Genomic DNA, 18,933 nt, shown 5'->3' on the forward strand with positions numbered 1-18,933 from the left:
CGCGTTACGGGTTGATCGCGGGGTCCGTGATCGCGCCGTCCCCGACCTTCCACTTGTCCAGGATGGTCTGGTACGTGCCGTCCGCGATCAGCGCCTTCGTGGCGTCCCGGACGGCCTCGGCGAACGCGGTCTGGTCCTTGGCGACCACGTAGCCGTACGGTGCCGCCTCGTACATCTTGTCGAGCAGGTCCAGCGCGCCCTCGGACTTGGTCACCGCGTACACCCCGACCGGGTAGTCGGCGAGCATCGCGTCGTCCTTGCCGGAGGCCACGGCGGCGGTCGCCGCGTCCTGGCCCGGGAACTGCTCGACGGTGATTGCCGGCTTGCCGGCGTCGGTGCAGGTCTTCGACCGCTTCTCGATGTCCTCGACCTGGACGGTGTCCTTCTGCACGGCGATCTTCTTGCCGCAGGCGTTGTCGATCGAGACGCCGGCCGGGTTGCCCTTCTTGGTCACCCACTGGGTGCCGACCTGGTAGTAGCTGACCATGTTGGCCTGGGCCTTGCGGTCACCGTTGACGGTGAACGACGAGACGCCGACCTCGTACTTGCCCGAGGACACGCCGGTGATGATGGCGCCGAAGTCCGCGGAGACGAACTCCGCCTTCAGCCCCAGCTTCGTGGCGACCGCGGTGAACAGCTCGATGTCGAACCCGATGGCCGTCTTGCCGTCGGTGTCGAGGAACTCGGCCGGGGCGTAGGACGTGTCGCTGCCGACCACGATCTTGCCGTCCGCCTTGATCGCGTCGGGCACCTTCGCGGCCAGCGCCGAGTCCGCAGCAGCGGTCACGGACGGGCCTGCGCCGGGCTGCTCGGTGGCTTCCTTCGCGCCGCACCCGGCGACCGACACGGCCAGCAGCGCGGCGCCGGTGACCCCGACGACCGCCCGCCGGCCACCACTGATGTTGAACATGTCCTGCTCCTTGCGATAGGGGTGACGGTCGGTCAGGCTACGCCGAGGTACGCCTCTTTGACCGACGGGTCGTGCAGCAGTTCGGCGCCGGTGCCGGACTTCACGATCCGGCCGGTCTCCAGCACGTACGCGCGGTGCGCCCGAGCCAGCGCCTGCTGCGCGTTCTGCTCCACCAGCAGGATGGTGGTGCCCTGCTCGTTGATTTCCGTGATGATAGTGAAGATCTGCTGGATCAGCATCGGAGCCAGACCCATCGACGGCTCGTCGAGCAGCAAGAGCTTGGGTCTGCTCATCAGCGCCCGGCCGACGGCGAGCATCTGCTGCTCACCGCCGGAGAGGGTGCCGCCGTGCTGCTTGCGCCGCTCGGCCAGCCGGGGGAAGAGTTCCAGCACCCGGTTGAGGTCCTGGGCGATGCCGGCCTTGTCGCGCCGGGTGTAGGCGCCCATGTCGAGGTTCTCCAGCACGCTCATGCCGGGGAAGATGCCGCGACCCTCCGGGGCCTGGCACAACCCCCGCCGAACCCGCAGGTCCGCCCGGAGCTTGGAGATGTCCTCGCCCTCAAAGCGGATGCTGCCGGTGGCGATCGGCCGGATCCCGGAGACCGCCCGCATGGTGGTCGACTTTCCGGCGCCGTTGGCGCCGATCAGCGCGACGATCTCCCCCTCGGCCACGGTCAGGCTGATGCCGTGCAACGCCTGGATCCGCCCGTAGAGCAGGCTCACATCGTCGATCTCAAGCAACATCGTCCGGCACCCCCAGGTACGCCGCGATCACCCTCGGGTTGTCCCGCACCTCGGCGGGCAGCCCTTCGGCGATCTTCTTTCCGAACTCCAGCACCACGATCCGGTCGGTGACTCCCATGACCAGGCGCATGTCGTGCTCGATGAGCAGCACGGTCACGCCGGTGTCCCGGATCTGCCGGATGAGCTGGAGCAGTTCCTCCTTCTCCGCAGGGTTGAAGCCGGCAGCCGGCTCGTCCAGGCAGAGCAGCGCCGGGTCGGTGGCCAGCGCGCGGGCGATCTCGAGGCGCCGCTGCTCGCCGTAGGAGAGGTTGCGGGCGAACTCGTGCATCCGCTTGCGGATGCCGACGAACTCCAGCAGGCGCTCGGCCTTCTCCCGGCCCTCGCGCTCCTCCTTCCAGTACCGCGGCAGGCGGAACAGCGCGGAGACGACGCTGGTCTTGTGGTGCGCGTCGGCGCCGACCAGGACGTTCTCCAGTGCGGTCATCTCCGGGAAGAGGCGGATGTTCTGGAACGTCCGCGCCATGCCCATCTTGGTGATGTGGTGCCGCTTCTTGCCGCTGATCTTCTGGCCGCGGAACCGGATCTCCCCATTGGTGGGCAGGTAGATGCCGGTCATGGCGTTGAAGCACGTGGTCTTGCCGGCGCCGTTCGGGCCGATAAGACCGAGGATCTCCCCCTTGTAGAGGGTGAAGTCCACCTCGTTCAGGGCGACCACGCCGCCGAAGCGCAGCGTGACCTTGTCGACCTCCAGCAGCGGCTCCCGGGTGGGCACCGTCTCCACTGCCGGCGCGCCGGCCTGCGCCGGAACGGTCGGCGTCTGCTCGGTGTCACTCACCGACGATCACCTCCTTGCGACGATCCTTGAACTCCGCCGCACGTCGTCGGTTGGGGATCAGACCCTCCGGCCGGAAGATCATCATGACCACCAGCACCAGGCCGAAGAACAGGAACCGGTACTCGTACAGCTCGACGCCGAGCAGCTCGATGCCGCGGAACCGCTCGATCATGTACGCCACCAGACCGCCGCCGACGATAGCGCCGACGATGTTGCCGGAGCCACCGAAGATGACCGCCGCCAGGATGATGATCGAGTTCAGCAGCTCGAAGTTCTGCGAGTTGACGAAGTTCTGCTTGCCGGCGAAGAGCGCGCCAGCCAGGCCGGCGATCGCGGCACCCGAGGCGAACGCCCAGAGCTTGAACTTGAACGTCGGCACGCCCATCAGCTGCGCGGCGTCCTCGTCCTCGCGGATGGAGATCCAGGCCCGCCCGACCCGGCTGTGGGTCAGGTTCCGCACTCCGATCACCACCAGGATGATCACCGTCAGCACCAGCCAGTAGTACGGCCGGGCGTCGAGCACGCCGAAGACCGGCTTGCCGTCGGCGTACTGGCCCGGCGGGTGCGGGATCTGGTTGAAGCCCCGCTGGCCCTTGAGGAACTCCGAGCTGACCGCACTGATCCGGATCATCTCGGCGAAGCCGAGCGTCACCAGCGCCAGGTAGTCGCCCCGCAGCCGCAGGGTCGGCGTACCGAGCATCACGCCGGAAACCATCGTCAGGGCGATCGCCACCGGCACCGCCAGCAGCCACGGCCACAGCGTCTTGATGTCGCTGCTCGGCGAGGTCAGCACCGCCACGGTGTACGCGCCGACGGCGAAGAAGCCGAAGTAGCCCAGGTCGAGCAGGCCGGCGAAACCGACCACGATGTTCAGACCGACGGCCAACAGCACGTAGATCGAGACGGTGAACATCACCTGGGTGAAGTTCGCACCGGGGGTCGGGATCGGCCCGAGGTACTGGTAGAACTCTCTGTTCGGCAGCGCGTAGAAGAACGCGATCACCGCGGCCAGCAGCGCCCAGCGCACCCAGCGCGGCGCTCCGCGCCACCGTTGTCCGGCCGCCTCGCGGCCGGAGCGCACCTTCTCCAAGACAGTCGTCATGCCCGTGCCCTCCCCAGCGACTCACCCAGCAGACCGGTCGGCCGGAACATCAGCAGCACCACCAGCACCGCGAAGGCGGCGAAGTCCTTCCACTGGCTACCGAACAGGCCGGAGGCGTAGTTCTCGATCAGGCCCAGCAGCAGGCCGCCGATGAGCGCCCCACGCAGGTTGCCGATGCCGCCGAGCACCGCAGCGGTGAACGCCTTGAGACCGAGCAGGAAGCCGACGCTGTAGGTGAGGGTCTGGATCCGTACGTCGTAGAGCAGGCCGGCGACGCCGGCCATGCTGCCGCCGGCGACGAAGACGATCATGATGATCCGGTCCTTGTTCACGCCCATCAGCGCGGCGGTGTTGGCGTCCTGGGCCACCGCCCGGATGCCGCGACCGACCCGGCTGCGGTTGATGAACAGGTCCAGCGCGATCATCATCGCCAGCGCGGCGCCGAGGGTGAGCAACTGCACCGCGTCGATCGGCACGCCGAAGACGTGGAACAGCGGATCCGGGCTGACCAGGATCGGAGCGCCCTCGGGACGACGGCGGGTCCAGATGCCGAACGCCTCCGAGATGGCGATGGACGCGCCGATCGCGGTGATCAGGAAGGCCAGCGGCGGCGCGTTGCGCTTACGCAGCGGCCGGTACGCCACCCGCTCGATCACCGTCGCGGTGCCCGCCGAGGCGATCGCCGCGACGATCATCGCCACCAGAAGGTAGAACATGATCGACCCGATCCCGCTGACCTGCGAGTTCTGGTCCAGCCCGAACCCGTTCCAGGTCCAGATCGCCGCGAATGCGCCGGCGATGAAGACCTCGGAGTGGGCGAAGTTGATGAGTCTCAGTACGCCGTAGACCAGCGTGTAGCCGAGCGCGACCAGGGCGTAGATCGCACCCTGCGTCAGGCCGGTCGTCGTGTATGTCCCAAAGTTGGAGAAGAGGTCGTCGAAGTTCAATGAAGGGACGCTCCATCAGGGTCTGGAGAGAAAAATGGGGTGCGGCCGGGAGCGAGCTCCCGGCCGCACCCGCGATCACCACGCAATCGCTGTAGCAGCGACCGGCGTCAGGACTTCGGGATCTCCTGGTCCGGGACGACCTTACCGCCGACGACCTTGAAGGCCCAGACCTTCACCTGCGCCGGGTCGAGCTCGCCACCCTCGACGAACTTGTAGTTCGCCGCGACGCCCTCGCCGCTGTAGCCCTTCACGAACTCCAGCAGGCCCTCACGGGTGGTCTTGCCCGCCTTGATGCCGGCGAGCAGGATGTTCGCGGCATCGTAGGCGGTGTCGCTGTAGGTGCCCGGGTCGGTGCCGTTGAGCGCCTTGTAGTCCTGGCCGAAGGTGCCACGCGCCTCGGTGGCGGGCTGGCACGGGCAGGTGAGGATGGTGCCCTCGGCCGCCGCCGCACCGGCGGAGGTGATGTAGGCGCCGTCGTTGACGCCGTCGCCCGCGATCATCGGAGCGGTGACCCCGGCAGCGGTGAGCTGCTTACGGATCAGGCCAGCCTCCTGGTAGTAGCCGCCGTAGAAGATCGCCTTGACGTTCGCGGCCTTGGCCTTGGTGACCGCCCCGGAGAAGTCGGTCTGCTTGCCCTCACCCTGGACCTTGTCCGAGCCGACGACCGCCGAGCCGAGCACCTTCTTGACCTCGTCGGCCAGGCCGGCGCCGTAGGCGGACTGGTCGTCGATGACGTAGACCCGGTCGGCCTTCATCACGTTCTTGATGTAGTTACCGGCCGCCGGACCCTGGCTGAAGTCGTTGCCGACCACGCGGAAGAAGGTCTTCCAACCCTGCTGCGACAGGCTCGGGCGGGTGGCGGAGGCGGTGACGGCGACCAGACCGGCCTCGTTGAACAGCGGACCGGCAGCCTCCGTCTCACCCGAGTAGGCCGGGCCCACGATGCCCAGGATCTTGGCGTCGTCGATGGCCTTCTGCGCCAGACCCGGCGCCTGGTCCGGGCTGCCCTGCGAGTCCAGGGGAACCAGCTCGACCTTGCAGTCGGCGTTCTCCTTGTTGTACTTGTCGACGGCCAGCTTGACACCGTTGTTTTCGTTGATGCCGAGCGCGGCGGAGCTGCCGGTCAGCGCGCCGAAGAATGCGATCTTGCTGCCGCAGGCGTCACCGCCAGCCGCGTTCTCTTCGCCACTGGAGCATGCGGTTCCGCCGGCGACGAGCGCCACCATGGCGACCCCACCGATCACACGCGCGAGCTTCTGCCTCAAGGCCCGAACCCTCCTCGTCCCATGGTCCGAACCACCCGCTGGTTATTGGCCCTTGCGGGGGCGGACGAACCAGACCGTCGTCGCCGGTCTGGGGCCGGACGTTATCCCACCGTGAAGCTGTGACGTAAGCCCCAATCAAGCGGGTTGACCGAACCGTTACACGCCGTGGCTGATTGGAAACGATCGCTGTAAGAACCTTCAGCTATGAAGAATCTTCACCTTTGCCTCGTCGACAATGGTCAACGGCCTTCCGCCAACTACCGATCGACGTCTGATACCCCCGCCCACCAGGCACGCGACGTTTTCCCGTCGTCCGCCACCAGCAGCAGTCGATCTCCCGTCGAGGTCACCGCGACCGCGGTGTCCCCGCTATCGGGTACCGGCTGCGGCATGGCCATCGCCCGCCACGACTCGCCCACATCGACCGAGAGCCACAATCCGTGACGGTCCCCGTCCCTCGTCACCGCCACCAACCCCGGCCCGACGGCCAGCAGCCCGGCCGCCGACGCCACACCCGGTCCGGCCGCCCCGAAACCGCCCGCCGGCCGCCAGCCCTGCGTGGTCAGCCGCCAACTGCCGAATCCGGCCCGCACCGGCCCCACCGCCACCGGCACATCGCCAAGCACCGCCACCCGTTGCGCCTGCCCCCGCCCGTCCACCACCGGCAGGGCGGCCCGCCGCCAACTCCGCCCGTCCGCCGAGGACCAGGCCAGCGGCGCCAGCGCGGTACCCCCGGGCGGCAGCAGCGCACCCACCACCAACCAGCCCGACGGCACGGCGACCGCGTCGTACGCCGCCGTTCGCCCCCGCTCGTCACCGGCCAACTCCGGTGCGCCCTCCACCAGCACGAACCCGGCCGCGTCCGGGGAGATCCAGACCGCCGCCCCGTCGATCCGACTACCGGCGATCAACCAGCCCTGCGGCCCCGCCGCCAGCCGGGCCACGTTGACCGCGCGCGGCCCGGCGTACCGCTCGAAGGGCGCGTCCACCTCGTGCAGCGTGCCGTCCGGCGCCTGCCGCCAGGTGCCGATGCGGGGATTGCCGTGCGCGCCCCCGCTCTTCGCCCCGACCGCCGCCAGCCGCCCGTCCCGGCAGGCCGCCGCGGAGAGCATGTGCTGCCGGCCGTAGAACGTCACCGGCGCCGTCGGCAGCGGCACCCAGGAAATGGCGTCCGGGCTGCTCCAGGCGGCCGGGCGGGTCTCCCCGGCCTGATCGACCACGCCGCCGACCACGTACCACCGGCCGGCACAGGCGGTGGCGTCGCGCAGCACCGGTCGACCCGGCGCACCCGGCGTGGCCGGCAGGACCACCGACTGCCAGGCCGGCCGGACCGGTCGCGGCTTCGCACAGTCGGGACAGGCCGAGGAGGACCCGCAGGCGGCCACCAGCACGGCGAGAACGCCGAGCACCGCCCCCATCCGTCGCGACACGTTTCGATGCCGGTCAGGGGGCCGGCAGGGTCTCCTCCCCGCCAACGGTCTCCGCGAGGATCCGCTCCGCGACCTCTTTCATGGTCATCCGGTGGTCCATCGCCGTGCGCTGGATCCATTTGAACGCCTGCGGCTCGGTCATCCCGTACGTGGTCATCAGCGCGCCCTTGGCCCGCTCCACCGCCTTGCGGATCTCCAGACGGTCGGTCAGGCTCGCGACCTCGGCCTCCAGTGCCGCGACCTCGGAGTAGCGCGACAGCGCGATCTCCACCGCCGGGACCAGGTCGCTCTTCTGGAAAGGCTTCACCAGGTACGCCATTGCGCCCGCCGCCCGGGCCCGCTCCACCAGGTCACGCTGGCTGAACGCGGTCAGGATGATCACCGGGGCGATCCGGGCACCGGCGATGCGCTCGGCGGCGGCCAGCCCATCCATGATCGGCATCTTGATGTCGAGGATGACCAGGTCGGGCTTCAACTCCTCGGCGAGGCGGACGGCGGTCTCACCGTCACCGGCCTCCCCCACCACCTCGTAGCCCTCTTCGACCAGCATCTCGGCGAGGTCCAGCCGGATCAGCGCCTCGTCCTCGGCGATCAGTACGCGCCTGCGCTCGGTATCCGTCGGCATCTCAGCCACCAGCCCTACCCCCACCAGTTCGAACTCGACACCCGCCCAGCCGGGTGTCGCCGCCCTCAGCGTAGTGGGTATCCTGTCAGGGCTGAATCAGGGAAGCGCCCTCGTAGCCCAACTGGCAGCAGGCAATGGTCTCAAACTCCATACAGTGTGGGTTCGAATCCCACCGAGGGCACAACAACATGTCGTACGGGTGTTCGAGGATGGTCTCGTGCATCCACCTGAAATCCGAGCCCGCGCACGACAGGTCTTTCTCGCGGGCAGCACCGTCGCCGACACTGCTCGTGCTGTCGGTCTGCCCTATCGGACGGTCTGGCACTGGTGCAACGACCGGCCGGAAGCGAAGCTCCGGGGCACGCAGTTCCGGTGCTTCCGCTGCCGCGACGCTGTCGACAGTCCGACAGATCCCGGCGCCTACGCCTATCTGCTCGGTCTGTACCTCGGTGATGGCCACCTGGTGACGACGGCGCGCATTCCGGTCTTGCGCATCTACTGCTCCAACGCCTGGCCAGGGCTGATCGAGGCGTGTGACGTGGCCATGCGGGCCGTGCTCGCGACGAAGGTGCAGCGGGTCCAGAAACAGGGGTGCGTCGGCGTGCAGAGCTACGGCACCCACTGGCCGTGTCTGCTGCCCCAGCACGGACCCGGCAAGAAACACGAACGGCCGATCGTCCTGGCCGACTGGCAACGGGAGATTCTGACGGCTCATCCGGGCCACTTTCTGCGCGGCCTGTTCCACTCGGACGGTTGCCGGTGCGCCAACCGGGTGACCGTGCGCGGCAAGGCGTACGTCTATCCGCGCTACATGTTCTCGAACAGGTCGACCGACATCATGGCGCTATGCCAGTGGGCGCTGGATCTGCTCGACATCCCTTGGCGGATGAACCTGCCCTGGTCGTTGTCGGTGGCGCGGCGACAAGCTGTCGCCGCGCTGGACCGGCACGTCGGCCCGAAGTCCTGACCGCCGCATTCCCCGGCCATTGGTGGTCACGCCGGCCGTGGCAGCCTGGCTGACACGCGGCAGGGCGGCCCGGTGACGAGGTCGACGGGTGATGTGGGCGCGGGTCAAGGGTCGCACCGAGAACGCGATCATCGACCTGCTGCCCAACGGCTATGCGGCGCGGCCCGGGTTCATTCAGCCGACGCACGGGCGGTGTCACGGACCCGTGGATATCGGATCGGGTACGCGATCACTCGTCCGCTCTTTCCGGTGTTGCGCCGGTTGCTGCCGGATCAGGTCACCGCGACCGACGGGGTCGGCCGGGCGATGTTGCGGGTAGCCCGGCAGGGCTCGCCCAGCCGGGTGCTGGGCAATCGCGACCTGCGCTGACCGGGCGTCCGGTCAGGCGAGTGTGTCGAGCGCGTGGGCGAGGTCGACGCGCAGGTCTTCGGGGTCCTCCAGGCCGACTGAGAGGCGCAGGAGCGCGGCGGCGGGTTTCGCCTCGCCCTCGACGGGTCGGTGGGTGAGCGAGGCGGGGTGCTGGATCAGGGTGTCGACGCCGCCGAGGGAGACCGCGTGGGTGATGAGTTGGCAGGCGTCGGCGACGGCGGCCGCGGCGGGTGCGCCGCCGCGTACCTCGAAGGCGAGCAGGCTGCCGGGTCCGGCCATCTGGCGGCCGACCAGCGCCGCCGGGTCGTGCACCGAGGGGTGGTGCACCCGGTGTACGGCGGGGTGGTCGGCGAGCCAGCCGGCGAGTTTCTCGGCGGTGGCCTGCTGGGCGCGGACCCGCAGCGGCAGGGTTTGCAGGCCGCGGTGCAGCAGGTAGCCGCCGAGTGGGTGCAGGATCGCGCCGGTGACCGCCCGGACCTGACGCAGTCGCACGGCCCAGTCGGTGTCGCAGGCGACGACGCCGGCGAGGACATCGCCGTGCCCGCCGATGCTCTTGGTGGCGCTGTGCAGGACGAGGGTGGCGCCGTGTCGGGCGGGTTGTTGCAGCACGGGGGTGGCGACGGTGTTGTCGACCAGCAGCGGGATGTCGCCGGCTGCGGCAGCGAGAGCGGCGATGTCGACCAGGTCGAGGGTGGGGTTGGCGGGTGTCTCGACGATGATCAGGGCGGTGTCGGGGCGGATGGCGGCGGCGACCTCGTCGGGGCGCGCCCAGGTGACGGTGGTGCCGAGCAGGCCGGTGGCGAGGACGTGGTCGGTTCCGCCGTACAGGGGTCGGACGGCGACGACGTGCCGACGGTCGTCGCGGGCGGCGGCGAGGAGGGTGGCGGTGAGTGCGGCCATTCCGCTGGCGAAGGCGACGGCCTGCGCGGTGCCTTCGAGCTCGGCGAGGGCGGTTTCGAAGCGGGCGACGGTCGGGTTCCAGAGCCGTTGGTAGACGGCGCTGCCCACGGTGGGGGGTGTGCCGCCGGTGGCGAGTTGCTCGTACGCGGCCCCGCCGTCGTCGACTGAGGGCAGTGGGTTGGTGGTGGACAGGTCGATGGGTGGGACGTGCACGCCGAGGGTGCGTAGGTCGTCGCGGCCGGCGTGTACGGCCCGGGTGTCCATCGTTGTCATGCCGGTAGCGTCGAACATCTACCGGCAGATGAGCAATGGCTCGGCAGATTATTCTGTTAAGTGGCTTGGTTTTGGTGGTGGATTCGGGTGAGGATGGCGGGATGCCTCCTGAGCCGCATGATGTACGGCCGTATCCGACGCTGGACGAGGTGGACCGCGCGATCCTGACCGAGCTGGCCGCGGATGGTCGTCTGCCGAACAATGCCCTCGCCGAGCGGGTGGGGGTGGCGCCGTCGACGTGCCTGACCCGGACGCGGACGCTACGCGAGCGTGGTGCGATCCGTGGTTTTCACGCGGAGGTGGATCCGGCCGCGCTCGGTCTGCCGTTGCAGGCGTTGGTGTCGGTGCGGTTGACCGCGCACGAGCGGGCGGCGGTGGACGCGTTCCGGGCCCGGTCGGTGCGGCTGCCGGGGGTGGTGTCGGTGTTCCACGTGGCCGGTGCGGAGGATTACGTGCTGCACGTGCGGGCGGCATCCGGTGACGCGTTGCGTGACTTCGTGCTGGATCATCTGGCGGTTGATCCGGTGGTGCAACACACCCAGACCAGTCTGATCTTCGAGCAGGCTCGCGGGATGGGTTGAGCGGCGGCAGGGGCGGGTGAAGCAGCCGACAGATCCCGGCCAAGCGGAACAAAACCGGTCTGCGGCGGGTTGGCTGACCGTGTGATCACCGTACCGCTGTCTGTTCTTGATCTTGCCCCGGTCGCCAAGGGCACCACCGCTGGCGCGGCGCTGGAGGCCACCACTGAGCTGGCCCGCCGCACCGAGGAGCTGGGCTACCACCGGTTCTGGGTGGCCGAGCACCACAACATGCCGGCGATCGCCAGCTCCGCCCCCGCGGTGCTGCTGGCGCACCTGGCCGCGAACACGTCGACGATCCGCCTCGGGTCGGGCGGGGTGATGCTGCCCAACCACGCGCCGCTGGTGGTGGCTGAGCAGTTCGGCACCCTGGAGGCGCTGCACCCCGGTCGGATCGACCTGGGCATCGGGAGGGCGCCGGGCACCGACCAGGTGACCGCGCTGGCGTTGCGGCGCACCATGGAGGGCCTGTCGGCGGAGGGCTTCCCGCGCGAGCTGGAAGACCTGATGAACTACTTCAGCGGGGAGCGGCCGGGGCAGATCATCGCCACGCCGGGTCGCGGTGAGCAGCCGGCCGTGTGGCTGCTGGGCTCCAGCGGTTTCAGCGCCCAGCTCGCCGGTCTGCTCGGCCTGCCGTTCTCCTTCGCGCACCACTTCAGCTCGGCGAACACCCTGCCGGCGTTGGCCCTCTACCGGCAGAATTTCCGGCCGTCGCAGTGGTTGGACAAGCCGTACGCGATGGTGGCGGTCAACGCGGTGTGCGCGGACACCGATGAGCGGGCCGAGTGGTTGGCGGGGCCGAGCGCGTTGTCGTTCCTGAAGCTGCGCTCCGGTCGGCCGGAGCCGCTGTCGACGCCCGACGAGGCGGCGGCGTACCCGTACTCCGAGTTCGAGCGGGAGTTCGTGGTGCAGCGCCGCGACGGTCAGGCGATGGGCTCGCCGGAGACGGTGCGCCGGCAGCTGACCGATCTGGTGGAGCGCACCGGTGCCGACGAGCTGATGCTGACCACGCTGGTGTACGACGTGCAGGACCGGGTGCGGTCCTACGAGCTGATCGCCGAGCAGGTGGCGGGCGGTCTGCGCCGGGGGGCGTGAAACACGATCTTCACGTCAGCGTCATGCTGCCGACCCTGACGGTGCCTAGTGTTGGTGCCGGTGGTGGTACGGCATTCCCGGTCGGGACGGGTTGGGAATGCCGCGGTGTGGCGCACCGGGCCGGAGCTGAGCGGATTCCGCGGCTGCGGCCCGGTGCCTGCCACCCTGGGCGACCCCACTCGGGACCACCAGGGGTCAGATCAACGTAGGTAGATGTTCGGGGTGGGTGGGTTGGCCATCTGATCGCCGATGAAGAACCCCGGGTGTGGCGGCTGGTTGTAGGCCGTGTTCTGCCACGCGATCGCCACCCGATACTGCGGGTCGTGCATCAGGGTATGGATCCGGGTGCTGGTGGGTGTGGGCGTGCTGTAGATGCGCAGCGCCCGACTGTCGGTGGTTCGCCAGATCACCTCCTCGCGCCAGTCGCCCAGGATGTCGCCGGAGAGCGCCGGTGTGGACTTGGTGCCGTTGTTGGACGCCACCGAGCTGCCGGTGAGCAGCCGGGTCTCGCCACCGGTGCCGTACTTGTCGATCGCCGTGCCGTCGAGCAGTTCCCGCACCGGGTCGCCGTCCCACCAGGCGAGGAAGTTGGCCGACGACGGCTTACGGCCGATGTTCTGCCCTCTGGTGTTGGCCAGCCCGGCGACCGCTGACGACCACGACTCCGCACCGGGGCTGCCCGCCCAGATGTCCGCGGAGACGCCCCGGCCGTTGTCGCCGGAGGCCGGCGTGGACCACAGGATCTGACCGGTACGGGCGTCGGCGAACCAGGAGCTGGGCTTGCTGGCATCCTCGTCGACCTTGAACACCTCCAGGCCGGCGCGGCCCGGGTCGAGGTCCCCGACGTGCAGGGCGTCGCCGTGCCCGTTGCCCGTCGAGTAGAGCAGCCGACCGTTGTCGTCGATGGTGGCGGCGCCGTAGACGATCTCCTGTCGGCCGTCACCGTCGACGTCGGCGACGGAGAGCTGGTGGTTGCCCTGACCGGCGGCAGCGCCGTTGCCGGAGGAGTTCGAGTCGAACGTCCAGCGCTTGGTCAGCGTGCCGTTGCGGAAGTCCCAGGCCGCGATGACCGCCCGGGTGTAGTAACCCCGGGCCATGATCAGCGAGGGGCGCTGCCCGTCCAGGTACGCGGTGCCGGCGAGGAACCGGTCCACCCGGTTGCCGTACGAGTCGCCCCAGGAGGAGACGGTGCCGCGCGGGGGGTCGTAGTTGACGGTGGAGGCGATGGCGCCGGTCTGACCGTTGAACATGGTCAGGTATTCCGGGCCGGACAGCACGTAGCCGCTGGAGTTACGGTAGTCCGCCGACGACGAGCCGATGAGCTGACCGGTGCCGGAGCGGGTGCCGTCGGCGGTCTTCATGGCCACCTCGGCCTTGCCGTCGCCGTCGTAGTCGTACACCTGGAACTGGGTGTAGTGAGCGCCGGCCCGGATGTTGCGGCCCAGGTCGACCCGCCACAACCGGGTGCCGGTGAGCGTGTACGCGTCGACGTAGACGTTGCCGGTGTAGCCGGACTGGGAGTTGTCCTTGGCGTTCGACGGATCCCACTTGAGCACGATCTCGTAGGTGCCGTCGCCGTTGAGGTCCCCGACGGAGGCGTCGTTGGCGCTGTAGGTGTAGCTCTCGCCGCTGGGGGTGGTGCCGCCGGCCGGCACCTGCAACGGCACGTCCAGGTAGCCGTTGGCGAACTGCAGGGCCGGCGCGGACGCCGCCTGCTCGGCGCCGCCCACCACAGCCCGCACGGTGTACGCCGAGCCGGCCACCGCGCCGCTGTCGAGGTAGCTGGTGGCACCGGTGATCGGGCTGGCGTTCACCCTGGTCGACCCCCGGTAGAGGTTGAACGCCACCCCGGAGGTCTCGGTGCCCAGCAACCGCCAGGAGACCAGGTTGCCGCTGCCGGAGCGGACGCTGATCAGCCCTCGGTCCAGGTTCTCCATCTGCACGGCACCAGCCGACGGCGGAGGCGTGGTGGGCGGAGGCGTGGTGGGCGGCGGGGTCGTAGGCGGCGGGGTGGTGGGCGGCGGGGTGGTCGGCTCGCCGGTCGTGGGGGCACCCGTGCAGGTGGTGCCGTTGAGCGCGAAGCCGGTCGGCACCGGGTTGCTGCCGGTCCACGAACCGTTGAAGCCGAACGCGGCGGTGCCGTTGGTGGCGATGGTGGCGTTGTGGTCGACGTTGCGGGCGGTGACCCCGGCACCGGACTGGGTCACGGCGGCGTTCCACGCCTGGGTGACCTGTTGGCCCGCGGCGTACGACCAGGTCAGGGCCCATCCGGTGACCGGGTCCCCGAGGTTGGTGACGGTGACGTTGGCGCCGAAGCCGCCCTGCCACTGGTTCGTGATCTGATAGTCGACCCGGCAGCCGACGGCGGCGGCCGAGGCGACCACCGTGCCGAGGGTGCCGGCCACGACGGCGGCCACCGTCGTACCTGCGAGCAGGATCAGTCGATGTCTGGACGGGTGCATGGACTGCCTCCGGGGATCCGGTGGTGATCGCCGCGGCCCACCGGCCCGGCCCGGGAAGCACAGTGGACCCGCCCCGCCGCGACGGCGGCGGCCGGCGATCTGATCGGGGGGTGAACGCCCTGGAACTCACGGATCCGACTCACCGCGCATCGTAAGGCAAGCGTTTTCCCTGGCGCAACATCGAAGACCGTAGCTTTGATGTCGGCGAGCCGGCGAACACGCCCGGTCTTGCCTCGACGACAGATGCCTGATCAACTCGTTTGGGTGAACGCTCCCCACATGGACCACGCCGAGTTTCGTCGCGCCGGCCACGCTGTCGTCGACTGGATCGCTGACTACTGGGCGACGATGGAGCAACGACCGGTCGCCCCGGCCGATCCGCCGGGCACAGTGGCCGCCGCTCTCCCGGCCGCACCGCCCACCGTCGGCGGCGAACCGGTCGAGGCGGTCCTCGCCGACCTGGACTCGATCGTCGTACCGGGGCTGACCCAATGGCAGCACCCGAGCTTCTTCGGCTACTTCCCGGCCAACACCTCCGGCCCGAGCGTGCTCGGCGACCTGGTCAGCTCCGGCCTCGGCGTCCAGGGCATGCTCTGGGCCGCCAGCCCAGCCTGCACCGAGGTGGAAACGGTGATGATGGACTGGCTGGCCCAACTGCTGGACCTGCCGCAGCGGTTCCGCTCGACCGGCACCGGCGGTGGGGTCATCCAGGACTCGGCCTCCTCGGCGACGCTGGTGGCCACCCTGGCCGCACTGCACCGGGCCAGTGGAGGCCGTTGGCGCGACACCGGCATCGACCGGCGCTACCGCGCGTACACCTCCGTCCACGGGCACTCCTCCATCGAGAAGGCGGTGCGGATCGCCGGGCTGGGCACCGACGGGGTCCGGCCGATCGAGGTGGACCCGGACACCCAGGCACTGCTGCCGAGCGCCCTCCGCGCGGCGATCGAGGCCGACCTGGCCGCCGGGGACGTTCCCGCCATCGTGGTGGCGACCATCGGCACCACCTCCACCACCGCCATCGACCCGCTGCCGGAGATCGGGGCCATCTGCGCCGAGTACGGGATCTGGCTGCACGTGGACGCCGCGTACGCGGGCGCTGCCGCCGTCTGCCCCGAGCTGCGGTGGTCGCACGTCGGCCTGGAGTACGCCGATTCGTACTGCTTCGACCCGCACAAGTGGCTGCTCACCGGCTTTGACTGCGACGCGTTCTGGGTGGCCGACCGCACCGAGCTGATCGAAGCGCTGACCGTGCTGCCGGAGTTCCTGCGCAACGCGGCCTCCGAGTCCGGCGCGGTGATCGACTACCGGGACTGGCAGGTGCCGCTGGGCCGGCGGTTCCGGGCACTGAAGCTGTGGTTCGTGCTGCGCTGGTACGGCGCCGAGGGGCTGCGGGCGCACATCCGCTCCGGGGTGGCGCTGGCCGACCGGTTCGCCGAGCGGGTCCGCGCCGACGACCGGTTCGAGGTGGCGGCGGCGCACCCGTTCTCCCTGGTCTGCTTCCGACTGCGCGCCGACGACGACGCGAACGCGGAACTGTTGGCCCGGGTGAACGGCACCGGGCGGGTGCACCTGACGCACACCCGGGTCGCCGGCCGGTACACGCTGCGGCTGGCCGTCGGCTCTCCGCAGACCACCGAAGCGCACGTCGACGAGGCGTGGCGGCTGCTAACCGACAAGGCCAACACCCTGCCAAGCCCCTGAAGCCCCGCGGCCCCGCGGCCCCCCACGCCCCGCGCCCCCCGCGGCAAGATCGTGCTCGATCCATGAAGTAGTGGCATCCGCGCGTCCGCAAGCCACTACATCCATGTTCGTGCGCGATCTTGCGGTGCGATGAGGCTCTCGGGGGCACAAGGAGCAGGGTGATGGGGAGCGGGGTGATGGGGGCCGGGGACGATAAAGGTGAGGCCCTGAGGGCTAGTGGGGGTTGGGCGTACCCGTTGCGGCCAATTCGGCCGGGATCGCGTCGACGGGAGCGCCAGCCGCTGCGGCCTCGGCGGCGGTGACACGGGCCCGGCGGGTGCGGCGCAGAGCTCGCACGGCCAGCACCAGGGCGACCACCCAGCCGGCGGCCAGCAGGGCGTACACGGCGGGGCGGACCGGGCCGTCCAACTCGGCGGAGCGGATCAGGGTGCGGGCGTTGGTCAGCACGATCGTGCCGCCGACCGCCGCGCCGAGCAGTTGGGCGGGCACGATACGCACCAGCCAGGCGGCCAGCGGGGCGGCGATGAGCCCGCCGATCAGCAGCGCGGCGACCGTGGGGAGCAGGAACCCCTCGGTGCCCAGCCCGATCAGGAAGCCGACACTGGCCGAGCCGGCCACCACGAACTCGGCGGTGTCCACCGAGCCGATCACCTTGCGTGGCTCCATGCGGCCGGATACCAGCAGCGCCGGGGTGGCCACCGGGCCCCACCCGCCGCCGCCGGTCGCGTCGACGAAGCCGGCGACCAGACCCAGGGGGCCAAGGAAGCGACCGCGGAGCCGCCCGCCGACCCGATCGGTGCGCAGCGGTCGGGCGAAGCGGACCAGCAGGTACGCGCCGAGCGTGAACAGGATGCCGGCCATCCACGGCGCGGCCGCCTCGGTGGAGATCGAGCTGAGCAGGGTGGCGCCGGCGAAGGCGCCGATGGCACCGGGCAGGGCGATGCGGGTCACCACTCGCCAGTCGACGTTGCCGAACCGCCAGTGCGCGACCCCGGCGGCGAGCGTGGTGCCGATCTCGGCCAGGTGCACCGAGGCCGAGGCGGCGGCCGGGGCGACCCCGGCGACCAGCAGCAGCGTGGACGAGGTCAGCCCGTACGCCATGCCGAGCGAGCCGTCGATCAACTGCGCGACGAGCCCGACCAGAGCGAGGACCAGCAGCTTGCGCACAAGCGCCCCCTGACTTTTCGGCATCTCCTATCGACTTGGTCGACAATGCGGCACGGGGCTGCCGGGGTCAAGCCCCCGATCGGTGGATGGGACAGCGCCGGGCGGCGCGGCTGAATCAGCGCTCAGATCCAGGCGCGGGGGTCGGCGGCCAACTCGGTGACACGCGCGGGAAGCGTGCCCGCGGCCACGTCGGCGACGCTGACCAGCTCCAGGATCTCCCGCTCGCTCGCCCGCAACGCGATCCAGACCTCCTGGAGCGCGTGGGCCGGGCCGTGGTAGCCGAGCTGCTCCGGGCGCTGCCCGCGTACGTGGGCGAGCGGCCCGTCGATCACCCGGATCACCTCCGCGAGGGAGATCTCCTTGGCGGGGCGGGCCAGCCAGTAGCCACCTTCCGGGCCGCGCTGGGCGTGCACGATGCCGCCCCGGCGCAGCTGAAGCAGGATGCTCTCCAGGAACTTCGGCGGGATCTCCTGGGCACGGGCGATCTGGTCGGCCGTGACCGGCCGGCCGCGCTCAGGACCGCTGGCCGTCGCGGCAAGCTCGGCGGCCGCGCGGAGGGCGTAGTCGACCCGGGCGGAGAGGCGCATATCGGCAAGGCTAGCCCCCGGTCAGCCGGCCGGGCGGGCAGCCCTCGGCCGATCGGACACGCATCGATGGGAACCCGCGCTATTCGCGCCCGTTCCGGCCGCCGTCGAGTACCGGCGAAGTGCGTCATGATCCGCCCTACGGTGGGGGCCGGAAAAGCCGATCTGGAGCGTCCTTATGCTGGGAGGGAGTACGAATGTCTGGCCGTTTAGGCGGCCTGCAGCAACGTATTGATAAACACCCGGGTGTGCTTGGGGGGAAGGCAACACGATGACCGATATCGCCACACGCACCTGGGATGGCATGACCATCCCGGTCGCCGGCACCTATCTTCTCGATCAGGCGCACAAGCGGATCGGCTTCCTGTCCCGGCACATGATGGTGAGCCCGGTGCGCGGCGAGTTCGCCGAGGCCACGGCACAGATCTCCGTGGCGGAGGACCCGCTGCTCTCCTCGGTGACGGCGACCATCAGGTCGGCGAGCATCGCCACCGGGAGCGTCGACCGGGACACGCATCTGAAGAGTGCCGACTTCCTCGACGTGGAGCGCTACCCCACCCTCGAATATCGAAGCACCGGAATCAAATGGCAGAGAAACGAGGACCCGATCTTCCAGTGGGCCCGTCTGCGCAACCATCGATTCGGTGGACGAGGCCGGGGTCACATTCCCCCACCGCAGTCCGAGGGCCCACCCGGACGATTCGTGCTCACCGGTGAGTTGACAGTGAAAGGAATCACCCGGGCTGTCGACCTGGAAGTCAATTTCGGTGGCGCTCGTCGCGATCCGTACGGGCAGAACATCTTTGGATTCAGCGCGACAGCCGGTATCGACCGCGAGGACTATGGTCTGCTCTGGAATGTCGTCCTCGAAAGCGGCGGGGTGCTGGTCGGCAAGACGGTGCAGATCGAGATCGCCGGCGAGGCCATCTACCAGGCCTGACCGCTCATCCCCGCCACGACGCGTCCGGCGTGGGCGC

Annotated in this window: 18 protein-coding genes and 1 tRNA gene; 7 read left to right on the forward strand and 12 right to left on the reverse strand. The window is 69.8% G+C overall.

The window, feature by feature from the left end; genetic code table 11:
* Nucleotides 1-4: 4 nt before the first annotated feature.
* The 8 genes from OG811_RS01550 to OG811_RS01585 all read right to left on the reverse strand — a co-directional run bounded on the left by OG811_RS01550 (nt 5) and on the right by OG811_RS01585 (nt 7,866).
* Nucleotides 5-910: an ABC transporter substrate-binding protein gene (locus OG811_RS01550; protein WP_406071557.1), complete on the reverse strand. Its 906-nt coding sequence runs from the start codon at nt 908-910 to the stop codon at nt 5-7.
* A gap of 32 nt (nt 911-942) precedes the next feature.
* Nucleotides 943-1,653, reverse strand: a complete 711-nt coding sequence (locus OG811_RS01555; protein ID WP_406071558.1) for an ABC transporter ATP-binding protein — start codon at nt 1,651-1,653, stop codon at nt 943-945.
* Complete coding sequence (locus OG811_RS01560; RefSeq protein WP_406071560.1) at nt 1,643-2,488, reverse strand: ABC transporter ATP-binding protein; 846 nt, start codon at nt 2,486-2,488, stop codon at nt 1,643-1,645. The genes OG811_RS01555 and OG811_RS01560 overlap by 11 nt, the downstream gene beginning before the upstream one ends.
* Nucleotides 2,481-3,590: a branched-chain amino acid ABC transporter permease gene (locus tag OG811_RS01565; protein ID WP_406071561.1), complete on the reverse strand. Its 1,110-nt coding sequence runs from the start codon at nt 3,588-3,590 to the stop codon at nt 2,481-2,483. Before OG811_RS01565 ends, OG811_RS01560 begins: the two co-directional genes overlap by 8 nt.
* The gene (locus tag OG811_RS01570; protein ID WP_406071563.1) at nt 3,587-4,537 is read right to left on the reverse strand and encodes a branched-chain amino acid ABC transporter permease; all 951 of its coding nucleotides are present in this window, start codon (nt 4,535-4,537) and stop codon (nt 3,587-3,589) included. Before OG811_RS01570 ends, OG811_RS01565 begins: the two co-directional genes overlap by 4 nt.
* A gap of 107 nt (nt 4,538-4,644) precedes the next feature.
* Nucleotides 4,645-5,802, reverse strand: coding sequence for a branched-chain amino acid ABC transporter substrate-binding protein (locus tag OG811_RS01575; protein ID WP_406071564.1), 1,158 nt, complete (start codon nt 5,800-5,802; stop codon nt 4,645-4,647).
* A 257-nt stretch (nt 5,803-6,059) separates the two neighbouring features.
* Nucleotides 6,060-7,232 carry a hypothetical protein gene (locus OG811_RS01580; protein ID WP_406071566.1) on the reverse strand — a complete coding sequence of 391 codons (1,173 nt, stop codon included), beginning with the start codon at nt 7,230-7,232 and terminating at the stop codon, nt 6,060-6,062.
* 13 nt (nt 7,233-7,245) lie between these two features.
* On the reverse strand, nt 7,246-7,866 hold the full coding sequence (locus OG811_RS01585) for an ANTAR domain-containing response regulator (protein ID WP_406071567.1): 621 nt from the start codon (nt 7,864-7,866) through the stop codon (nt 7,246-7,248).
* A 97-nt stretch (nt 7,867-7,963) separates the two neighbouring features.
* Between OG811_RS01585 and OG811_RS01590 the strand changes: the two genes are divergently transcribed.
* The 3 genes from OG811_RS01590 to OG811_RS01600 all read left to right on the forward strand — a co-directional run bounded on the left by OG811_RS01590 (nt 7,964) and on the right by OG811_RS01600 (nt 9,193).
* Nucleotides 7,964-8,038 (forward strand) — tRNA-Leu (locus OG811_RS01590).
* Nucleotides 8,039-8,074: 36 nt separating this feature from the next.
* A complete protein-coding gene (locus OG811_RS01595) occupies nt 8,075-8,824 on the forward strand; it encodes a transcriptional regulator (protein WP_406071569.1) in 750 nt (249 codons plus the stop codon).
* A gap of 192 nt (nt 8,825-9,016) precedes the next feature.
* On the forward strand, nt 9,017-9,193 hold the full coding sequence (locus OG811_RS01600) for a hypothetical protein (protein ID WP_406071571.1): 177 nt from the start codon (nt 9,017-9,019) through the stop codon (nt 9,191-9,193).
* Nucleotides 9,194-9,205: 12 nt separating this feature from the next.
* Here OG811_RS01600 and OG811_RS01605 read toward each other — a convergent pair whose 3' ends face one another.
* The gene (locus tag OG811_RS01605; RefSeq protein WP_406071573.1) at nt 9,206-10,384 is read right to left on the reverse strand and encodes a trans-sulfuration enzyme family protein; all 1,179 of its coding nucleotides are present in this window, start codon (nt 10,382-10,384) and stop codon (nt 9,206-9,208) included.
* An 83-nt stretch (nt 10,385-10,467) separates the two neighbouring features.
* Between OG811_RS01605 and OG811_RS01610 the strand changes: the two genes are divergently transcribed.
* A complete protein-coding gene (locus OG811_RS01610) occupies nt 10,468-10,947 on the forward strand; it encodes an Lrp/AsnC family transcriptional regulator (protein WP_406071574.1) in 480 nt (159 codons plus the stop codon).
* 81 nt (nt 10,948-11,028) lie between these two features.
* A complete protein-coding gene (locus OG811_RS01615) occupies nt 11,029-12,039 on the forward strand; it encodes an LLM class flavin-dependent oxidoreductase (protein WP_406071575.1) in 1,011 nt (336 codons plus the stop codon).
* Between the two features lie 200 nt (nt 12,040-12,239).
* Here the strand turns inward: OG811_RS01615 and OG811_RS01620 are convergent, their stop codons facing one another.
* A complete protein-coding gene (locus tag OG811_RS01620) occupies nt 12,240-14,501 on the reverse strand; it encodes a cellulose binding domain-containing protein (RefSeq protein ID WP_406071576.1) in 2,262 nt (753 codons plus the stop codon).
* Between the two features lie 264 nt (nt 14,502-14,765).
* On the opposite strand from OG811_RS01620, the gene OG811_RS01625 reads away from it, so the two are divergent.
* Nucleotides 14,766-16,205 carry a pyridoxal-dependent decarboxylase gene (locus OG811_RS01625; RefSeq protein WP_406071577.1) on the forward strand — a complete coding sequence of 480 codons (1,440 nt, stop codon included), beginning with the start codon at nt 14,766-14,768 and terminating at the stop codon, nt 16,203-16,205.
* 213 nt (nt 16,206-16,418) lie between these two features.
* Here the strand turns inward: OG811_RS01625 and OG811_RS01630 are convergent, their stop codons facing one another.
* Entirely contained in the window at nt 16,419-17,372 is a 954-nt protein-coding gene (locus OG811_RS01630; RefSeq protein WP_406071579.1) for a sulfite exporter TauE/SafE family protein, read from the reverse strand.
* A gap of 122 nt (nt 17,373-17,494) precedes the next feature.
* Nucleotides 17,495-17,959: an RrF2 family transcriptional regulator gene (locus OG811_RS01635; protein WP_406071580.1), complete on the reverse strand. Its 465-nt coding sequence runs from the start codon at nt 17,957-17,959 to the stop codon at nt 17,495-17,497.
* Nucleotides 17,960-18,227: 268 nt separating this feature from the next.
* Between OG811_RS01635 and OG811_RS01640 the strand changes: the two genes are divergently transcribed.
* Nucleotides 18,228-18,896 (forward strand): YceI family protein, encoded by a 669-nt coding sequence (locus tag OG811_RS01640; RefSeq protein ID WP_406071581.1) that lies wholly within the window; start codon nt 18,228-18,230, stop codon nt 18,894-18,896.
* Nucleotides 18,897-18,933 lie beyond the last annotated feature (37 nt).

Origin of the sequence: Micromonospora sp. NBC_01638 (assembly GCF_045209745.1) — a bacterium.
In the GTDB taxonomy this organism is placed as follows: domain Bacteria; phylum Actinomycetota; class Actinomycetes; order Mycobacteriales; family Micromonosporaceae; genus Micromonospora.